At 67.8% G+C, this 18,035-nt stretch carries 20 protein-coding genes; 13 read left to right on the forward strand and 7 right to left on the reverse strand.

Annotated elements, in window-relative coordinates:
* The first annotated feature begins 186 nt into the window (after positions 1 to 186).
* From VGZ23_13785 to VGZ23_13805, 5 genes are all read left to right on the forward strand, one after another.
* The gene (locus tag VGZ23_13785) at positions 187 to 1,464 is read left to right on the forward strand and encodes an extracellular solute-binding protein (GenBank protein HEV2358658.1); all 1,278 of its coding nucleotides are present in this window, start codon (positions 187 to 189) and stop codon (positions 1,462 to 1,464) included.
* Positions 1,465 to 1,553: 89 nt separating this feature from the next.
* A complete protein-coding gene (locus VGZ23_13790) occupies positions 1,554 to 2,429 on the forward strand; it encodes a sugar ABC transporter permease (protein ID HEV2358659.1) in 876 nt (291 codons plus the stop codon).
* Positions 2,426 to 3,301 carry a carbohydrate ABC transporter permease gene (locus tag VGZ23_13795; GenBank protein ID HEV2358660.1) on the forward strand — a complete coding sequence of 292 codons (876 nt, stop codon included), beginning with the start codon at positions 2,426 to 2,428 and terminating at the stop codon, positions 3,299 to 3,301. Before VGZ23_13790 ends, VGZ23_13795 begins: the two co-directional genes overlap by 4 nt.
* Positions 3,302 to 3,888: 587 nt before the next feature.
* Complete coding sequence (locus VGZ23_13800) at positions 3,889 to 4,287, forward strand: STAS domain-containing protein (GenBank protein HEV2358661.1); 399 nt, start codon at positions 3,889 to 3,891, stop codon at positions 4,285 to 4,287.
* 226 nt (positions 4,288 to 4,513) lie between these two features.
* Positions 4,514 to 4,999: an STAS domain-containing protein gene (locus VGZ23_13805; GenBank protein ID HEV2358662.1), complete on the forward strand. Its 486-nt coding sequence runs from the start codon at positions 4,514 to 4,516 to the stop codon at positions 4,997 to 4,999.
* A gap of 463 nt (positions 5,000 to 5,462) precedes the next feature.
* Here VGZ23_13805 and VGZ23_13810 read toward each other — a convergent pair whose 3' ends face one another.
* Together VGZ23_13810 and VGZ23_13815 are read right to left on the reverse strand one after the other, a co-directional pair.
* The gene (locus VGZ23_13810; protein ID HEV2358663.1) at positions 5,463 to 5,615 is read right to left on the reverse strand and encodes a hypothetical protein; all 153 of its coding nucleotides are present in this window, start codon (positions 5,613 to 5,615) and stop codon (positions 5,463 to 5,465) included.
* A 106-nt stretch (positions 5,616 to 5,721) separates the two neighbouring features.
* Positions 5,722 to 6,219 carry a DUF6496 domain-containing protein gene (locus VGZ23_13815; protein HEV2358664.1) on the reverse strand — a complete coding sequence of 166 codons (498 nt, stop codon included), beginning with the start codon at positions 6,217 to 6,219 and terminating at the stop codon, positions 5,722 to 5,724.
* A 236-nt stretch (positions 6,220 to 6,455) separates the two neighbouring features.
* Here VGZ23_13815 and VGZ23_13820 point away from each other — a divergent pair, with 236 nt between their 5' ends.
* Positions 6,456 to 6,608 carry a lmo0937 family membrane protein gene (locus tag VGZ23_13820; GenBank protein ID HEV2358665.1) on the forward strand — a complete coding sequence of 51 codons (153 nt, stop codon included), beginning with the start codon at positions 6,456 to 6,458 and terminating at the stop codon, positions 6,606 to 6,608.
* A 32-nt stretch (positions 6,609 to 6,640) separates the two neighbouring features.
* On the opposite strand, the gene VGZ23_13825 is transcribed toward VGZ23_13820, so the two are convergent.
* On the reverse strand, positions 6,641 to 6,853 hold the full coding sequence (locus VGZ23_13825; GenBank protein HEV2358666.1) for a hypothetical protein: 213 nt from the start codon (positions 6,851 to 6,853) through the stop codon (positions 6,641 to 6,643).
* Between the two features lie 107 nt (positions 6,854 to 6,960).
* Here VGZ23_13825 and VGZ23_13830 point away from each other — a divergent pair, with 107 nt between their 5' ends.
* Positions 6,961 to 8,292 (forward strand): divalent metal cation transporter, encoded by a 1,332-nt coding sequence (locus VGZ23_13830; protein ID HEV2358667.1) that lies wholly within the window; start codon positions 6,961 to 6,963, stop codon positions 8,290 to 8,292.
* Positions 8,293 to 8,323: 31 nt separating this feature from the next.
* Here VGZ23_13830 and VGZ23_13835 read toward each other — a convergent pair whose 3' ends face one another.
* From VGZ23_13835 to VGZ23_13845, 3 genes are all read right to left on the reverse strand, one after another.
* Positions 8,324 to 8,773, reverse strand: a complete 450-nt coding sequence (locus VGZ23_13835; GenBank protein ID HEV2358668.1) for a hypothetical protein — start codon at positions 8,771 to 8,773, stop codon at positions 8,324 to 8,326.
* A 207-nt stretch (positions 8,774 to 8,980) separates the two neighbouring features.
* Positions 8,981 to 9,316 carry a hypothetical protein gene (locus VGZ23_13840; GenBank protein HEV2358669.1) on the reverse strand — a complete coding sequence of 112 codons (336 nt, stop codon included), beginning with the start codon at positions 9,314 to 9,316 and terminating at the stop codon, positions 8,981 to 8,983.
* 74 nt (positions 9,317 to 9,390) lie between these two features.
* Positions 9,391 to 9,717 (reverse strand): hypothetical protein, encoded by a 327-nt coding sequence (locus tag VGZ23_13845; protein ID HEV2358670.1) that lies wholly within the window; start codon positions 9,715 to 9,717, stop codon positions 9,391 to 9,393.
* 187 nt (positions 9,718 to 9,904) lie between these two features.
* Here VGZ23_13845 and VGZ23_13850 point away from each other — a divergent pair, with 187 nt between their 5' ends.
* Positions 9,905 to 11,086 carry a CoA transferase gene (locus VGZ23_13850; GenBank protein HEV2358671.1) on the forward strand — a complete coding sequence of 394 codons (1,182 nt, stop codon included), beginning with the start codon at positions 9,905 to 9,907 and terminating at the stop codon, positions 11,084 to 11,086.
* Between the two features lie 18 nt (positions 11,087 to 11,104).
* Here VGZ23_13850 and VGZ23_13855 read toward each other — a convergent pair whose 3' ends face one another.
* On the reverse strand, positions 11,105 to 11,509 hold the full coding sequence (locus tag VGZ23_13855; GenBank protein HEV2358672.1) for a PPOX class F420-dependent oxidoreductase: 405 nt from the start codon (positions 11,507 to 11,509) through the stop codon (positions 11,105 to 11,107).
* A gap of 142 nt (positions 11,510 to 11,651) precedes the next feature.
* On the opposite strand from VGZ23_13855, the gene VGZ23_13860 reads away from it, so the two are divergent.
* From VGZ23_13860 to VGZ23_13880, 5 genes are all read left to right on the forward strand, one after another.
* Complete coding sequence (locus VGZ23_13860; protein ID HEV2358673.1) at positions 11,652 to 12,116, forward strand: MerR family transcriptional regulator; 465 nt, start codon at positions 11,652 to 11,654, stop codon at positions 12,114 to 12,116.
* The gene (locus tag VGZ23_13865; protein HEV2358674.1) at positions 12,113 to 13,456 is read left to right on the forward strand and encodes an efflux RND transporter periplasmic adaptor subunit; all 1,344 of its coding nucleotides are present in this window, start codon (positions 12,113 to 12,115) and stop codon (positions 13,454 to 13,456) included. The genes VGZ23_13860 and VGZ23_13865 overlap by 4 nt, the downstream gene beginning before the upstream one ends.
* Before the next feature lie 29 nt (positions 13,457 to 13,485).
* Positions 13,486 to 16,665 (forward strand): efflux RND transporter permease subunit, encoded by a 3,180-nt coding sequence (locus VGZ23_13870; protein HEV2358675.1) that lies wholly within the window; start codon positions 13,486 to 13,488, stop codon positions 16,663 to 16,665.
* A complete protein-coding gene (locus tag VGZ23_13875) occupies positions 16,662 to 17,528 on the forward strand; it encodes an ABC transporter ATP-binding protein (GenBank protein ID HEV2358676.1) in 867 nt (288 codons plus the stop codon). Before VGZ23_13870 ends, VGZ23_13875 begins: the two co-directional genes overlap by 4 nt.
* 177 nt (positions 17,529 to 17,705) lie before the next feature.
* On the forward strand, positions 17,706 to 18,035 hold a 330-nt coding region (locus VGZ23_13880), incomplete at its 3' end, for a hypothetical protein (GenBank protein ID HEV2358677.1).

The following is an 18,035-nucleotide window of genomic DNA, read 5'->3' on the forward strand; positions in this document are numbered from 1 at the left end:
GGGTGCGTACGAGGCTATGTTTACGTCTAAACCTAGATTCATCACTCACGCGGCCACACCTGCTTTTTCCGCACCCTGCTAGGACCCGCCAAAAACGCGGTCACAATCTGCCCGCAACGTCCCGGCCGGCGGGGAGTCACACCGGGACTGTCGAACGATTCTCGGGAGAGCCGGGGAGGGGTGGAGATGACACAGCATCCTCTGCGTTGGATTGCCGCGGTTGTTGCCGCCGGAATCGTGTCGCTCGGGGCCGGCCCCGGCGGGGCCCCACAGGCCTCGGGTGCGGGGCAGGCGGGGAAGCTCGAGATTTTCTCGTGGTGGACGGCGGGCGGCGAGGCCGACGCGCTGAACGCACTATTCGCCGTGTACCGGAAGGACTATCCGGGGGTGCAGATCGTCAACGCCACGGTCGCCGGCGGGGCGGGGACGAACGCCAAAGCGGTCCTCAAGACCCGCATGCTGGGCGGCAACCCGCCCGATTCGTTCCAGGTGCACGCCGGCCACGAGCTGATCGATACATGGGTCAAGAGCGGCTATATGGAACCGCTCACGAGCCTCTTCAAGTCGGAGGGCTGGGACCACGCGATGCCCCGGGGGCTCCTCGACATCCTCACATACCACGGCCAGCTCTGGTCCGTGCCGACGAACATCCACCGGGCGAACATCCTCTGGTACAACAAGAAAGTCTTTGCCGACAACGGCCTGACGCCGCCCCGGACGTTCGGCGATTTCTTCCGGGTCGCGGATGCGCTCAAAGCGAAGGGGCTCGTGCCGTTTGCGCTCGGCGACAAGGAAGGGTGGGAAGCCGGGCACAACTTCGAGACGGTGCTGATCGGGACGCTGGGCGCGGACGGATACCGCGGGCTGTGGACCGGCAAGACGCCGTGGACCGGCCCAAAGGTGGCGCAGGCGCTCGAGACGTTCAAGCGGATGCTGACGTATACCAACTCCGACCATGCCGCGCTGACGTGGGACGAGGCCGGCCAGTACATCGTCGGCGGCAAGGGCGCGATGCTGATCATGGGAGACTGGACCAACGGGTGGTTCACGTCCAAGAACTTCCAGGACTACGGCTGGACCCCCGCGCCGGGCAACGAAAACGTGTACGACGCGCTGTCCGACAGCTTCGGCCTGCCCAAGAAGGTCAAGGACCGCCAGAACGTTCTGGCGTGGCTGCGGGTCCTCGGCTCCCGGCCTGCGCAGGAAGCGTTCAACCCGCTGAAGGGGTCGATCTGCGCCCGGACCGACTGCAGCCCCAAGCTGTTCAGTCCGTATCAGCAGTGGGCGATGCAGCACTGGACGCGTGACACGATCGTGCCGAGCGTGATCCACGGCGCCGCGGCGAGCGAGGGGTGGTCGACGGAGTACAAGGACGCGATCGCGCTGTTCGTGACCTCGCGGGACACGGCGGCGACGCAGCGGGCGCTCCAGAAGGCGTGCGTCAACGCGGGGGTGTGCAAGTAAGGGCCACGTCCGCCGCGCCGGGCCCCTCCCTCAGGGCGCATGCCGCACGGGCGGGGCCGACCGCCCGGAGAGGGCGCACGTGGGACCGGGTGACCGCGGCCGCGATGCTGGCGCCGTCGGTCATCGCTATCGCCGTCTTCGTGTACGGGTTTGTCGGCTGGACGGGTTTCGTCTCGCTGACACGCTGGAACGACGTGCTCCCCAGCTACGCCTGGGCCGGGTGGAGCAACTACCTCGACCTGTTCCAGAACTTCCGATTTCGGATCGACATCGTCAACACCGCGAAGTTCACCGCGGCATTCCTCGCCGGGTGTCTCGCGATCGGGTTTGCGCTCGCCGCGCTGCTGGATCAGGGACTCCGCGGTGAAGCGGTGTTCCGGACGATCTATCTCGCGCCGCTCGCGATCTCGTTCATCGTCACCGGCGTGGTCTGGCACTGGCTCCTCAACCCCGGCAGCCCCGTGTTCGGGGACGTCGGGATCAACCTGCTGCTCGTGCACCTCCACCTGGGGTGGCTCCGGACCGGCTGGTACACGGATCCGCGCATCGGCATCCTGGCCGTCGCGATCGCGGCCACGTGGCAGATGTCGGGGTACACCATGGCCCTCTACCTCGCCGGCCTGCGGAGCATTCCCGACGAGCTCCGGGAGGCCGCGCGCGTGGACGGCGCCGCGGAGTGGCAGATCTACCGTCAGATCCTGCTGCCGCTGCTGCAGCCGATCACGCTCAGCGCGGTGATCATTCTCGGCCACATCTCCCTCAAGATCTTCGACCTGGTGGTGGCCATGACCGGTCCCGGGCCGGGGTTCAGCAGCGACGTGCCCGCGTACTTCATGTTCGACACCACGTTCCGCGGAAACCACTTCGCGCAGGGCGCGGCGATCGCCGAGATTCTGCTCGTGCTGGTCGCACTCCTGACGGTCCCGTACCTCGTATACAGCACCCGCGCGGAGGCGGAGCGTTGAGTACCCTGGCGCCGGCCCGCGTCCGGGCCGGCGCGTCGGTTCCCTGGGGCCGGATCGCGGTGTACGGCGTGCTGCTGGCCGCGGCCGCCGCGTATCTGCTCCCGATCTACGTGCTCGTCGCGACGTCGATGAAGAGCTTCGCCGAGGTCAGCCTCTCGCGAATGTGGACGCCGCCGTCCGGCCTGTACTTCAGCAGCTTCACGCAGGCGTGGGCCGGCGGCACCACGCACCGCGGCCTCGCCGCCAACTTCCTGAACAGCGTGAAGCTCGTCGTCCCGGCGACGCTTCTCTCCGCGCTCCTGGGGTCGATGAACGGGTACGTCCTGGCGAAGTGGCGATTCCGGGGCGCCGCCGTCGTGTTCCCGGCGATCCTGTTCGGCATGTTCATCCCCTACCAGAGCGTCCTGATCCCGCTCGTGCAGACGCTCCAGCACCTACATCTGTACGGCACCCTTCCGGGGCTGATCCTCGTGCACGTCGTCTACGGAATCCCGATCACGACGCTCATCTTCCGGAACTACTACGCGGGCGTGCCCACCGAGCTGATCGAAACCGGGAAGATCGACGGCGCCGGATTATGGGGCATCTATCGGGCGATCATCGCCCCGCTGTCCGGCCCCGCGTTCGTCGTCGCCGCGATCTGGCAGTTCACGTCGATCTGGAACGACTTCCTGTTCGGCGTCATCGTGACGAGCAACCCTGAGGTGCAGCCGATCACGGTCGCCCTCAACAACCTCGCCGGCAGCTACGTCGTGCAATGGAACGTCCAGATGGGCGGCGCACTGCTGGCCGCGCTGCCGACTCTCCTTGTCTACGCCGTCCTTGGCCGTTACTTCATGCGCGGCCTCATGGCGGGCTCGTTGAAAGGGTAGGACTCGGGCGCAGCGCGGACATCTCGGCGCCGGGCCGCACCCCGTTGGGCGCAGGGCGCGTTGCCGGGGCCGGGGCGCGGTTATTTGATGGGTCGCCCGCGCCGGACCGGTTCGGTTCGCCTCGCAAACTGCTTTCCGGAGACGTGGACACGCCTGAGGCGTTCCACCTCTCTGCGCAACGCGCTCTCTGCAAAATCGGACAGGGTAAGTCTATCCGGCGGTCCCGACAACGCGACGACCACGTCGCGCAGTTCATCCAGCAGTTCCACAGAAATGTGAAAGGTCGCTCGGGCCTTCCGCCCGTGACGTTCGCCGGACGGGACAAACGATTCCTGACGCTCCCGCGGCTGCACCAACGGGCGCCCGCGCCGCCCCGACAGTTCTCGCTTACCCTTCGGCCTCGGGCCCAACAGGCACCACCACCCGAACCACAATCCCCCGCCCCCGCCATTATATGATGTACCCATGGCCGGCCGGAGTTTGCCTTGATGGAAATGCGGGTACAGAAATGGGAGTAAGGTATACATAGTCTGTTTAGATGACGCAGGTTCCTACGACCTTGCCGCCGCGCGCAAGGGGGGCGGCTGTTGGACCCCGACCCCGGCACCACGGGTCACGAGATGAGGGGCGCACCGCAGCCACCCCTCGATTGCCGGCTCGAAGAGCGCCCCGGCGCGACCATTGTGCATGTTCGCGGTGAGGCCGATCTGGACTCTCATGGGATCCTGGACGACGCCTTGACTGGTGCCGTTGATTTGCACAAGCCGGTCATTCTCGAGCTCAAGAACTTGCGCTACATCGACGCCTATGGCATCATCCTGCTGCTTCGCCACCAGCGGCGCGCGTCGGCGGGCGCCCCTCGGGTGGTCATCGCGAATCCGTCACGCATCGTCCGCCGCGTCGTCGACGTCCTGGAACTCGATAGGGTGCTCCCCGTCTTTGCCAGCATCGAGGCCGCGTTACAGGTGGTCGATGAGCGAGGGTAGCCCTTCGACTTCGGCAGGGAGGTGCGCGTTGGTTCAGCAGCTGCGTGAGAACCGAAGCCGGTTTCGACCTCGGTCGTGGGCGTGAGCCATGGGCTATGCCATCTATCGTACAAGACGGATCGTCGGCGAAAGCGAGGGCTGCAGGCACTGCAGGGGCATTGGGACCGTGCGCGCCCGCACAGGCTCGGCCGAGGTGACGCTCTGTCCGCGATGCGGTGGGAGCGGCGTGGAACCTCCGCCTCTTGGGGATTCGGTCCTGTGGCCCCAGGAGGAGACGGCGGTACACGGGGCCGATGGGGACGCCCGCAGTGGGCCGGATGCGCTGCTGCAATGCCGGTATGCCCGGCGTAACGGGGCAGGCATCGTGCGCGCGTCCGGCGAGATCGATCTCCGCAACGTCCACCGCCTCGCGGAGATCTTGGACCAGGCCCTCAGCGATAGCCGGACCGTCATCGTAGACTTCGGGGGGGTTTCCTACATCGACAGCACCGGCCTGAACACGTTGGTGCGACTGCATGAGCAATGCGCGCAGCGCAAGACGAGCATGGCCGTGGTCGTTACGTCGAGGACCCTGCGGCGGATTTTCTCGGTGCTGGGCCTTCAGGATGTGTTTCGTATCTTCCCGACGGTCGATGCGGCGTTGCAGGCGTTGTCGCACCCGGATGGGCCGGGGGGGCCATCAGCGAACGGCAGGCGGGCGAATCACGCATGACCGGAGGGCTTGAGGGCAGCGGAATCTACCCCCTTTGCGATCGAGGCGAGTCCGCGGCAGGGGGCTGCAAGACGCGGACACGAATTGCGGTTGCGCACGAAGGAGTTTGGGCTGACGCGAAGGACGGCGCCTCCCGTAACCCCACGAGAGTAGTCTCATCAAGTCCGCCTACCGCCGCCGGCGTCCCCGGGCCCGCCGTCTGATGCGGAGCAATCAATCCGTAACAAAGTCTACGGCATTCGCGCCCTCTTGTGTTGCAGGATCCGCTTCGCCCGCTCGAGCTCGCGGCGCCGCGCCGCCGCCAAAGTCTTGATGGCGCGATGACGAAGAACTGGAGGGGCCATCGATACCATCCTCACGTTTCCAACCCATCGCTTCCCGCCGAGCCGGCCGCGTGGAACGGCACGGCCGCCGCGACCGCGCACGCCACGACGGCTTCGTCATTGCGCCCCTCCCATGATCCTCATGCCCGGCGCTTGAAGTATTGGACGGCGCGCTCGTGCCGCTCCGCCGCCGCCCGGGTCTTGAAGGTGCCGAGATTGCGCCGCTTTCCTGTCCTCGGATCGCGCCGGCGAGAGTAGAGGCGATATCTACCGGACTTCAGCTTGCGGATCATGGCCGTCTCGCCGCCGTCTCCGCACGCGCGGGGACGCAAAAACAGCGCATGGACGTCGCGCGCGTCAAACTCGGCGATCAGTTAGGGCGTCGCGGCGGTGAGTCTGTCAGCGGGTGCGACGGGCGCGCGTATGCGCGGCTTTGCGTGCGGCGGCCACGCGGACGCGCGGGCCCTTGGTCCGTACGGCCTTCTGTGCCGCCGCCGAGCGTGCCCGTGCCCCACGTCGCCGCGCCGCAGCCTGGGCTTGACGCGCCAGCGAGCGGCGTGATGCGGCGGAACGGCTCTCGCGGCGCAGCGCCCCGTGGACAGCGCGCGAGCGGGTCAGCGAGACCTTTCCGCCGCGCCGTCCCCGCCGGAGCGCGGTCTGAGCGCTCCGGCGCGTCCTTTCCGACGCCGCCCCCTTCTTGGGTGGGCGAAGCTTTACGCCGGCCCGGCGCGCCTTTGAAAGTCCGATCGCGATCGCCTGCTTCGTCGACCGTGCGCCGTGCTTGCCCTTTCTAATGTGCCGCATCTCCTCGCGCACGAACTCTCCGGCCTGCGTGGTCGGCGCCTTGCCCTCGCGCGCCTGCTCTTTGGCCCTCTCCACGGTTTCTCTCTCCGGCATGGGTGGTCTCCTCGGACGACCCGCGACGCGGGTCCCTTGCTCCGCTTACTCGATTCTCTCAATACAATAGTGCCCCCCGGCGAGCCGACGAAACCTGCCGGCGGAATCTCAACGCACTCTACGCCGCGTCGGGTTGGCGCCGGCGTGCTCCCTGTTTGGAGACCGTAGCCGCCGGTTAAAAGGGCATCGGATCAGGGTGAAGACCGGGCAGTCGCCCGCCATACTGGAGGTGCAGGATGCTCTGGACACTCTTCGTCATTCTCCTCGTGTTGTGGGTACTCGGGTACTTCTCGTTTCACATCGCCGGTGGTCTGATCCATCTGCTGCTTGTGATCGCCGTCATCGTCCTCATTTACAACCTCATCACCGGGCGGCGCGCCGTATTATAGGTCGCGTACCTCCAACGGCGGCGTAAGACGCCCTAGGTGATGGAATCGAGGGCGCTGCGATGTGGAGGGAATTCAAGGCGTTCGTCGCGCGCGGCAACGTCATCGATCTCGCGATCGCCCGTGATCATCGGCGCGGCCTTTGGGCGTGTTATTTCATAGCTGGTCAACGACATCATCAAGCCGCCCATCGGCCTCGCGGTGAAAGGCATCGATTTCACGAACCTGTTCAACCCGGCGTGATGCACGCGAGGCGGCTTCTGGAGCTTGAACGGGCGATGGCCGGTAGCGCGCCAGCCTTATCCGAGTCCTTTGGGCCGCGCGCGGGGCGCGAAGCGCCTGGCGAAATCTCACAATGAAGGTTCGGACCATTCACCTCGGCCGCAAGCGGCCCGGCCCCGGCGCGCGCGAGCATCGAGTCCGCGCCGCGCACTCCTGGCTCGTTCGATGCCTGTCCGTCCTCGGCCCCGGCATCATTGCCGGTGCCTCCGACGACGATCCTTCGGGGGTGGCGACGTACGCCGTGGCGGGCGCCTCACTCGGTCTGGGCACGCTATGGACGGCGCTATTCACGATCCCGATGACGGCGGCGGTGCAGTTCATCTCCGCCAAGATCGGTCTCGTCAGCGGCCACGGCCTGGCCGGCGCGCTGCGCCGCCGGTATCCGGCGTGGGCGGTGTGGAGCGCGGTCCTCGGACTAGCCGTCGCGAACACCATCAACGCCGGCGCCGACATCGGCGCGGTGGCGGCGGCGTTCAACCTGATGGTTCCCGTGCCGATCGCGGTGATGATCGTGCCAGTCGCAGCCGGAATCCTCGCGGTCGTGGTGTGGGGCACGTACCCGGCCCTTGCCGGTGCGCTCAAGTGGATGAGCCTGTTGCTCCTGGCCTATGTGGGCTCCGCGTTTGTGGCGCAGCCCAATTGGTCCGACGTCCTCGTCGCGACGGTCGTTCCCCGCGTCAGGCTCGACGGCCAGTTTCTGGCGGTCCTGGTCGCGGTGCTTGGGACCACGATTTCTCCCTACATGTGGTTCTGGCAGGCGAGTCAGGAGGTGGAAGAGCGCCTGGCGATCGGGGAGCGGCGTCTGTGGCAGCGGCGCGGCGTGAGCAGAACCGAACTTGGGTACGCGGCGTGGGACGTGGACGTCGGGATGGTCTTTTCAAATGTCGTGATGTACTTCATCATTCTGGCCACGGCGGCAACACTGCACCGCACGGGCCACACAAACATCACGTCGGCGGCACAGGCCGCGGCGGCGCTCCGGCCGCTGGCCGGTCCACTGGCGACGTGGTTGTTCGCCATCGGACTTGCCAGCGCAGGACTGATCGCGATCCCGGTGCTGACGGGATCCGCCGCCTACGCGATCGCTGATCTGTTCGGGTGGCGGGCCGGTCTCGGCGAACGACCCCGGCGCGCGAGGTGGTTCTACGCCGCCATCGCGGCATCGACCGGGATCGGAATGGTACTCAACTTCACGGGCATTAACCCGATCAACGCGCTGTTCGTGACCGCCGTGATCAACGGCTTTCTTACACCACCGATGCTCGTGTTGGTGATGCTGGCGTCCAACAACCGCGAGATCATGGGATCGCGCGTGAACGGACCGCTGCTCAACGGGATCGGCTGGGTCACCACCGCCGTCATGACCGCGGCGGTCGTGGGCCTCATTCTGACCTGGCGATCATAGGCGAGGGTGCTCAGGACCAGATCACCTGAGGTCAAGCCGTCTTTGCCCCGTCCTCGCCGGTGAATCGCGTCCAACCCCCCGCGAGCTTTTCATAACGGCCCACGCTGTGGCCCCCGGTACGCCGCAGGGTTTGGGCGAGCTCGGCACCTCGCCGGTCTTGCGTCCGCACCCCCACCAAAGTTTCGCCGGCGTCGATTCGATCTTCGTACCAGTGCGCGTCCTCGTGTGGAAGGCCTTCCCCCTCCATCCCGGACAGGGGCTCCGGCACGTCAAACAACCACTCGAGCCATCCTTTGACGCTGCGCGTGGCCGCGGCGTTCGTTCTGATGTGGCAGTCGGCATCGTTTGGACCGAGATTCTTGTGGGCGACGGCTGCCCGCTCGGCAGCTGCCGTGAGGGCTGCGAAACGTGCGGACAATATGCCAAAGACGCCGAGCAGGCCGGCGACAAGGAACTGGCCGAGTATTTCCGCCGGGTCCAACGCGACAACCGTGAGATGGCTGAAGAGGGTAGGCGGCTCCTGGGACAGCGGATGAACCGCATGGCGGCTTAGCGGTACGAACCGTTTGCCGGCGAAGCCGGCCGGCGCGCCCGGCCGGCTTCGCCATTCCTCTATCGAGCGGGGGATTCGCCTCAGGTCGCCGCGATCCGGCAGTTTATGTCGGTCCGGAACGACTTCCCCTGCATCTCATTCGTGCTTCGCCTGGCTGGCCTGGATGCTCGCTAAGTACTCCTGATTCCTCACGCGCGTGGCTTCCGCGTCGGGAGCGGCGTTCATCGTCTCAACCCACGCGATGTGGTCCTCCCGCACCTGATAGACGAGTTCCACGCGTTCTCCCTTGCGGCGCTTCGGGGTGGTGGGGAGCATCGTGATGCGGAATTCCGTCTCCGGCACCTCGGTCACATGAAACACCATCTGGTTCGTTCCGTTCTGCGAAACGAACTGAGGGTCATCCGTGATGCGTCCGATTACGTGCACCGAACGATGAGCCGATCGTCCGCGTAGTCTCTCGAACAGTCCCATACGAGTTTCCCTCCCGTAGCGTGGGGGCGTGCTCGCACGCCTCCCGCCGGCATTGTGGCCTGGACGTGCTGCCGTCAGTCCGCCCGCTGGGCCGGGGGAGGAAGGGAAATCCGCGTGATTTGAGAGCGCGGCCGGTCGTGATGTCGGGGGACGGCGCCGTTGAGCAATGCCGATGGCCTGAGCGCGATCGCGCCGGGTCGCACGTGCGGCGGGACGGCGTGCGGGCTGTCGGCCGCGTCCGCCGTCCCAGACGCATCGAGGATCGAGTCGAGAACGGCGAACGGGTGCGAAAATAGTTGGCGCCCGCGGTCCCCGGTGCGCGCCGGCGCCGTTCCCGACGCGCCGCACAGGACGAGGAAGGCCAGGATGCCCGCCAGCCCGCTCCGAACGCGCTGCTTCATCGCCTCGCCCATCTGTCCACGCTCTTTGTCCCTACGGACAGAAGTCCTCCGGCGTTCTACGTCAGGTGGCGCGGACCCGCGGCGCCGGAGGGACTCCGCCCCGGCCTGCCAAATAGCGACACCGTTGAACGGGCAACCTCGAGGTCACGATGCGTCCGGCGCCCGGCCGGCCGGACCGCTGGCCGGGGTGCGGGTCATCGACGCATCCCGCATCCTGGCCGGGCCGTTCTGCGGCATGCTCCTCGGCGATCTGGGTGCGGACGTGGTCAAAGTCGAGCGTCCCGGGGCGGGGGACGAGACGCGCGCCTGGGGACCGCCGTTCGTCGAGGGCCCGGGCGGGACACGAGACGCGACCTACTACCTCTCGGTCAACCGCAACAAGCGGAGCCTCACCCTCAACCTCGGCGCCGATGCGGGGCGGGAGGTCCTCCGCCGTCTCGCACAGACCGCCGACGTCTTTCTCGAGAATTTCCGGCCCGGAACGCAGGCGGCCCTCGGCGCCGACTGGGACACGTTGTCGCGGCTCAACCGCCGTCTCATTTACTGCTCGGTGTCCGGATTCGGACCCGTGGGGCCCGATCGCGCGAAGCTTGGCTACGATCTGCTGATGCAGGGCGCCACGGGACTGATGTCCACGACGGGAGAGGCGGACGGTGCCCCCGTGAGGGTGGGGGTCGCCGTCATCGACCTGGCCACCGGGTCAACGGCTCTCGCCGGCATCCTGGCCGCGCTGTACTCGCGCGAGCGCACCGGGCACGGACAGCGAATCGACGCGTCGCTGCTGGCAGCGGGCGTGACCTGGATGACGTACGCGGCGCAAAGCTACTTCGCCACCGGCCAGCAGCCGGCCCCGTCGGGGTCGGGGCATCCCAACCTGGTGCCCTACCAGGCTTTTCGGGGATCCGACGGCCGCTGGTTTCTTGTCGCGGTGGGAACGGATGCGCAGTGGCGGCGGTTGTGCCGGACGCTCAGCCTGCCGCAGGGGACCGACGAGCGGTTCGCCACCAACGCGGGCCGGGTCGTGCACCGGGATGAACTCGTCACCGATCTCACGCGATGGTTCGCCGCGGCCCCGGCCGCCGCGTGGATCGATCGGCTGGAGTCCGCGGGAGTGCCCGCCGGCCCCGTGCGCGATCTGGCCGAGGTCTTCGCGGACGCCCAGGTGCAGGCGCTGGGCCTCGACGCCGCGCTGCCGCATCCGGCGTACGGATCGCTGCGCACCATCGGGACGCCGTTCGCGCTCTCGGACACGCCCGGGGCGCTCCGGCTCCCGCCGCCGCTCCTGGGCCAGCACACCGACGAGGTGCTCGCCGAACTCGGGTACAGCCGCGCCGATGTCGAGCGCTTGAGGGCGGCCGAGGTCGTCTAACGCCGCCGGCCTTGCGGCTCAGAAGCCCATGGTGTTGACCCGCGACGGTGCGATGCGGATCGTCACCCGCTTGTTCGGGGCGTCGGTGCTCGAATACGCGTACGGCCTGCCGTGGTACCGTTGCGACAGCCGGTCGATGTCCCGCGCACCGTTTTGGGTGTCGAAGGCGACCGCCTTGCCGTGAATCTGCACGTACTGATACGGGTTCTTACAGTCCACGATGGCGAGGGCCACGTCCGCGTTTTTCCGCATGTTGCGCAGCTTGACGCGCCCCTGCGACGTGTTGATGATGATATGTCCGTCTTCGTACAAGAACCAGACCGGCGTGGCCTGAAGTCTGTCGCGGGTCGAGCGGGTGGCCAGGACCGCGAAATTCGGCTTCTCGAGAAATTTCTGCACGGGTTCGGGTATGGGGGTTGGCAAACCGACCTCACCTCCGCGGAGCCGTTCACGACTTTGTGACCAGGCGGGTATATCCTTCACAGCGTCCAGGAGATGGTGAGATTCCTCACGCGGACGGGAGAGGGTTGACACGCACGTCATGGTCCCCCTACAATAGCGCGACATGGGCAACTTCTATCAAATTGGCGAAGCCTGTCAGCTCACCGGCCTTACCCCCCGCACACTTCATTATTATGACGAGATCGGGCTGCTCGTCCCCAGCGAGCGGCTGGCCGGCGGGCAACGGTTGTACACGGCGGCCGACCTCAAGCGCATCGAGGAAATCAAGGAACTCAAACGATTGCTGGGGTTGTCGCTCGCCGAGATCAAGCGGCTTCTCGACGCCGAGGACGCGCGCACACGCCACCTTGCCGCCGCCGAGCGGGCGGCCGACGCCGCGGCGCGCCGGCAGGAATTGGAGCAGGCGCTCGCCGTCACCGAAGCGCAGTGGCGGTCCGTGCAGGACAAAATCGCGCAGTTGAGCACGTTCGGGCGGAAACTCGAGCGGCAGGTCCGGGCTCTACGGCGCCTCGTCGCGGCGGGAATCGACCGTCACGGGCCCGTCGAGCGGGCGGGAGCGCAGACATGAGAACGAGAGTGTGGATCTGGGGCGCGGTGGTGGCCGGTGCCGTCATCGTCGCCGCCATCATGGCAAGCCGGGGGGCCCCGCCGGCGTCGCGCGGTCCCGCGGCGTCCCCGGCTGCGGGAAGACGCCCGGTGCCCGTCGTGGCCGTCAGTCATCCGCGGCGCGTGGCGCTGCCGCGGACGCTGCAGTTGACGGCCAGCATCACATCGCTGACGCAGGCTGTGATCTTTCCGAAGACCCTGGGGTACCTGCAGACCGTCACGGTGCGGCCCGGCGACGCCGTTCGCGCGGGGCAGGTCTTGGCGACGGTCGACCACGCGCAACTCGACGCGCAGGTGGCCCAGGCCCAGGCGACCTTGAGCGCGGCCGAGAACGCCGTCGAGACGGCGCGGGCGCAGGTCGCCGCGGCGCGGGCCCAGCGGGTGAACGCGGAAGCGGGTCTTACGAGCGCGCGCGCCGCCGTCGTCAAGGCAAACGCGCAGCTCGCCGACATGCGGGCCACGTACAATCGAACGGCCGACCTGGCCAGGCAGGGCGCGATCGCGCAGCAGAACCTCGACGACGCCCGGGCCGCGGTCGACTCCGCGCAAGCCACCGTGGACGCGTCGCGGGCGCAGGTCGCCCAGGCGCAGGCGCAGGTTGACGCCGCCCGAGAACAGGAAGCCGCCGCCCGTTCGCAGGTGAAGACGCAGCAGGCTCAGGCGGCGACGCAGGCGGCCGCGCTCGAGAACACACGTCTCCAGCTCCAATACGCGACCATCGTCGCGCCGTTCGACGGCGTCGTCGTCAGCCGCCAACTCGATCCAGGGGCCTACGTCACCCCGGGCACGTCGACGTCGATCCTGACCATCGCCGACCTGAACCACCTCGATGTCGTCTTGAACGCCGGGGAAGAGGTGCTGCCGATGCTTCATAAAGGCGACCCGGTCCGGATTGCCGTGGACGCCTATCCCGGGCGCGTCTTCAGCGGCGTCGTCAATCGCATCGCCGGCGGCGTCGACCCGACGACCCGGACGGTGCAGGTGGAGGTGGACATCCCCAATCCCGGCAACCTTCTGCGGCCGGGTATGTACGCCACCACGCAACTGTCGGCCGGCGCGCGGCGGGCCCTCGTCGTCCCGCTCTCCGCGCTGCAAAGCGCCGGCACGCAGCACTACGTCTGGACCGTCGAGCACGGCACCGTGAGCGAGCAGCCCGTCACCGTCGGGGAGGCAACCGGCGAAGTCGTGGAGGTCACCGGCGGGCTCGCGCCCGGCGACACGATCGTCGTCCGCGGCGCCGATCTTCTGCGCCAGGGACAGCAGGTTCGGACGGCCCCGGCCTCGGCGGCGGGGACGCCGTGACGCCGGATTAAGGCGACCGGAGGAGAGCCGTGTTCCTGACCCGCGGCGCCACCCGCAACCCGGTCATGGTGTTCATGGCCTGCATCGCCGTCGTGGTGCTGAGCGTGATCGCCCTCCAGCGCCTGCCGCGCGACCTGTTTCCCCGGATCACGATCCCGACGATCCTGGTGAACGCGACGTACTCCGGGGCGAGCCCGGAGACGATGGAGCGAACCGTCACCTATCCGCTCGAGCAGGCGGTCACGCGGGTGGCGGGCGTCCAGCAGATCTTGTCGACGACCCGGACCGGGAGCAGCAGCATCCAGGTCTGGTTCGACTGGGGCACGGACCTCAACATCGCCGAGGTCGAGGTCATCCAGAACGTCCAGCGGGTGATGCGGAGCCTGCCGACCGGCGTGTCGCAGCCGTTCGTGCTCAAGTTCGACATCTCGAACATCCCGGTCGCCCAGGTGGTCGTGGGCGGCGGCGGGCTCGACGCGCGGCAGCTGTACGACCTCGGGTACAACACGATCCAGCCGCAGCTCGAGCGCATCCCCGGTGTCTCGACGGCGTTCGTCAACGGGGGCCTCGTCCGCCAGTTCAGCGTGAACGTGGATCCCAACAGGCTGGTGGCCACCGGGCTCACGCTCCAGAACGTGATCACGGGGATCAGCAAGTACAACGCCCTGGTCCCGTCCGGCGACATTAAGAACAACCGGATCGACTATCAGCTCAATGTCCCGAGTCTGCTGCAGAGCGTTCCCGCGATTCAGAACGTCGTCCTGGCCACGCACAACGGAATTCCGGTCCACGTGCGCGACATCGCGCAGGTGCAGGATGCCGCGGCCGACCAGACGCAGATCGTGCGCATCAACGGCAGGCCGGGCGTGCTCATGTTCGTGGCCCGGTCGCCGGACGCCAACGCCATTCAGGTGGTGGACGCGCTGCGCCGTGCGCTTCCCCGGCTTGCCGGCGTTCCGAAGGGCGTGACGCTTCAAATCGGCTTCGACCAGTCGCAGTACATCCGGGCGGCGATCGCGACGCTCGAGCGCGAGGCCGCGATCGGCGCCGCGCTGACCTTCCTGGTTGTCCTGGTATTTCTGCGCAATCTGTGGAGCCTTGTGATCATCGGGGTGGGCATTCCGCTGTCGGTGGCCACCGCGCTGCTGCTCCTGTACTTCACCGGCCAAGGGCTCAACATCTTCACGCTCGGCGGGTTGACGCTGGCGATGGGGCGGCTCGTCGACGACGCCATCGTCGTCCGCGAAAACATCACACGACATCTCTCCGTCCCGGGGACCCCGGTGCTGCAGGCGGTCCTGGAGGCGACGCAGGAGGTCGGCCTGCCGGTGCTGGCCTCGACGGCCTCGACCATCGCGGTGTTCTTCCCGGTCGTGTTCCTCAGCGGCATCTCGCAGCGCCTGTTCGTCCCGATGGCGCTCACCATCGTGTTTGCGCTTTCCGCCTCCTACGTGGTCTCGATGACGATGGACCCGGTCCTGAGCCTCAAGCTCCTCCGCTCGAGCCGGGGCCCGGCCGCGCAGGGACGCGGCCCCGTGGCGCGGTTCGTCCGCTGGAGCGAGCGGCTGATGGAAGGCCTGGACGAGCGGTATCAGGGGACGCTCCGGTGGACGCTCCGGCACGCCTCCGCCGTGGTGGCCGCCATTGCGGTCGTCTTTGCCGTCTCGGTCGTGGCCGCCCGCGGGATCGGCACCGAGTTTTTCCCCGACACCGACGAGAGCCAGTTCTCCGTGCAGGTGCAGGCACCGCAGGGGACCGCGGTCCAGCAGGCCTCCGGCATCGTCGAACAGGTCGCCACCGTCGTCCGCGGGGTGATCCCGCCCCGGGACGTGCTGGCCGTCTACACCAATACCGGCAACAACAACGGCGCCTTCGGATCGAACGCGGGCCCCAACTACGGCGAAGTCGAGGTTCGGCTGGTCCCCCCGAGCAAGCGACGCCGTTCCTCGACCGACTGGTCGAACGCCGTCCGGGCGGCCCTAAACGGCAAGTTCCCGGGCGTCCTGATGTTCGTCAACGTGGGCGGGCTCGAGCACCGGATCATTAACGTCGGGGCCGCGGCGCCGGTCGACATCCAGTTGTTGGGGTACGACCAGAACGCCGGGCTCCAGTTCGCGCAGCAGGTGGCCGCCATGGTCGCCGGGATCCCCGGCACGGCCGACGTCCAGATTACCCCGCGGGGACGATACCCGGACTTCAACGTCGACGTGAACCAGGAGAAAGCGGCCCAGCTCGGGGTGTCGTCCACCGACATCGCGAACGCGGTCAACACGGCGATGGCCGGGAACGTCGCCACGGCCAGCCAGTTCATCGATCCCGTGACCGGCAACGAGTACAACATCGTCGTCCGGCTCGCGGACGCGTACCGGACGCACCCGGAGGACCTCGGGAACGTCCCGCTCAACGTGCTGGCGGACCCGACGCCCGGCGCGCCGGCCCCGGCGGGAACCACGCCCCCGATGGTCCCGATTCTCCTCCGCGACGTGGCCCGCATCTCGCTCAGCAGCCAGCCGCTTCAGATCAGCCGCAAGAACGAGCAACGCGCCATCGACGTGACGGCGAACGTGATCAACCGGCCGCTCGGCGCGGTATCACAGGACGTCGCCGCGCAGCTCGACCGGATGCCCTTCCCGGCGGGCTTCAGCTACCATCTGGCAGGGCAGACCGAGCAGCAGCAGGGCGCGTTCTCGAGCCTCGGCTTCGCGCTCATCCTCGCCCTCATGCTGGTGTACATGATCATGGCCAGCCAGTTCATGTCGCTCGTCGACCCGTTCATCATCATGTTCACGGTCCCGCTGGGGTTCATCGGCGTGATCTGGATGCTGCTCCTCACGCACACCACGCTCTCGATCATCTCGTTCATGGGTGTGATTACGATGATCGGCGTGGTCGTCAGCAACGGCATCCTGCTCGTCGACTACGCCAACAGGATGCAGGCGCGCGGGATGCCGGCGCATGAGGCGGTGCTGCAGGCGGGCCGGATCCGGCTGCGGCCCATTCTGATGACCGCGATCGCGACGATCCTCGCCATGATCCCGATGGCCCTGGGGCTCGGGGAAGGCAGCGAGACCAACATGCCGCTCGCCCGTGCCGTGATCGGCGGCCTCACGGTCAGCACCGGCCTCACGCTGCTGCTGATTCCGGTTCTCTACACTTGGTTCGAAGAGCGGTTTCCAAGGCGGCGCGCCCAGCAGACCGAGCAGGCGTGACCGCGGGCTCGGGCGGCTCGGGTCCTCCGCGCGGCGAGCTGCGCATCGAAGGACTCAGCGTCGCGTTGGAGCGGCCCGCCCCGTCCGGGCAGCCCTGGCCCGCGCCGCAGGCCCAGGGGCGGACGGCCGGGCTGCTGCCGGTCTTGGAAGACGTGTCGCTCCTGGTCCCGGCCGGTCGCACCGCGGCGCTGGTCGGGGCGTCGGGTGCCGGCAAGTCGATGACGGCCTACGCAGTCCTGAGATTGTTCCCCGCGCCGGCCCGGATCACGGCGGGCCGCATCCTGCTGGACGGCGCGGATCTCACCGCGATGTCCGAGCGCGAGTTGACCGCGGTCCGGGGCCGGCGGGTCGCGATGATCTTTCAGGAGCCCGGCGCCGCGCTGGATCCGTTGATGACGGCCGGCGCCCAGGTGATGGAAGGCATTGTCGCGCACCTCGGCCGGCGCGGCGCGCGCGACCGGGCCGTGGAGGCGCTCAATCGCGTCGGCCTCGACGCGTCGTTCTTCCGCCGCTACCCGCACGAGCTTTCGGGCGGGCAGCGCCAGCGAGTGCTCATCGCCGGGGCCATCGCCCCGGGGCCGGACCTTCTCATCGCCGACGAGCCGACCGCGGCGCTCGACGTGACCGTCCAAGCGCAGATCCTCGACCTGCTCGGCCGGCTGCAGCGGGACCTCGGGATGGCCCTGCTGTTGATCACCCACGATCTCGGCGTCGTCGCCCAGACCGCCGATCTCGTGCACGTGATGCGGGGGGGGCGCATCGTCGAATCGGCGGAGACTCACGCGCTCTTCGCCTCGCCCCAGCACCCGTACACGCAGGCGATCGTGACGCAGGCCCGGCGCCTCGGCCGGTGGGCGGAGTGAGGGGGCCCGAGCAGGAGTCCTCCCGCATCGGCGCGAACCCCCGGCACCACTTCAAGTTCCGTCTGGCGAACTTGGCGAAGTCCGTCCTCGTAGAGGGTGGCAGGCAGGCGTTCGGCCGGCATATGGGGGGTCCGGTGCGTTACCGCAGTGCGGACAAACACGCACAGGGGGTGGGGAATGGCGAAACGGATAGTGAAGCAATTTGGTCGGACTCTGACCCGCCGTCGGCTGCTGACGGCGGCCGGCGCGGGAATTGCCGGGGCGGCGGCGACGCGTCTGGTTGCACCCTGGGAAGCAGCCGCCGCGCCGGCGCAGATCCGCGGATCGTCCCTTCGCATCCTGGTGTGGAGCCACTTCATTCCGGCCTACGACACCGCGTTCGACAAGTACGCCAACGACTGGGGCGTCGAGAACGCCGTCACGGTCCGCGTGGACCACATCCCGATCGACCAGCTGCCCGCCCGGCTCGCCTCCGAACTGGCTGCGGGCGCCGGGCACGATATCGTC

This window comes from bacterium, assembly GCA_035945995.1.
In the GTDB taxonomy this organism is placed as follows: domain Bacteria; phylum Sysuimicrobiota; class Sysuimicrobiia; order Sysuimicrobiales; family Segetimicrobiaceae; genus DASSJF01.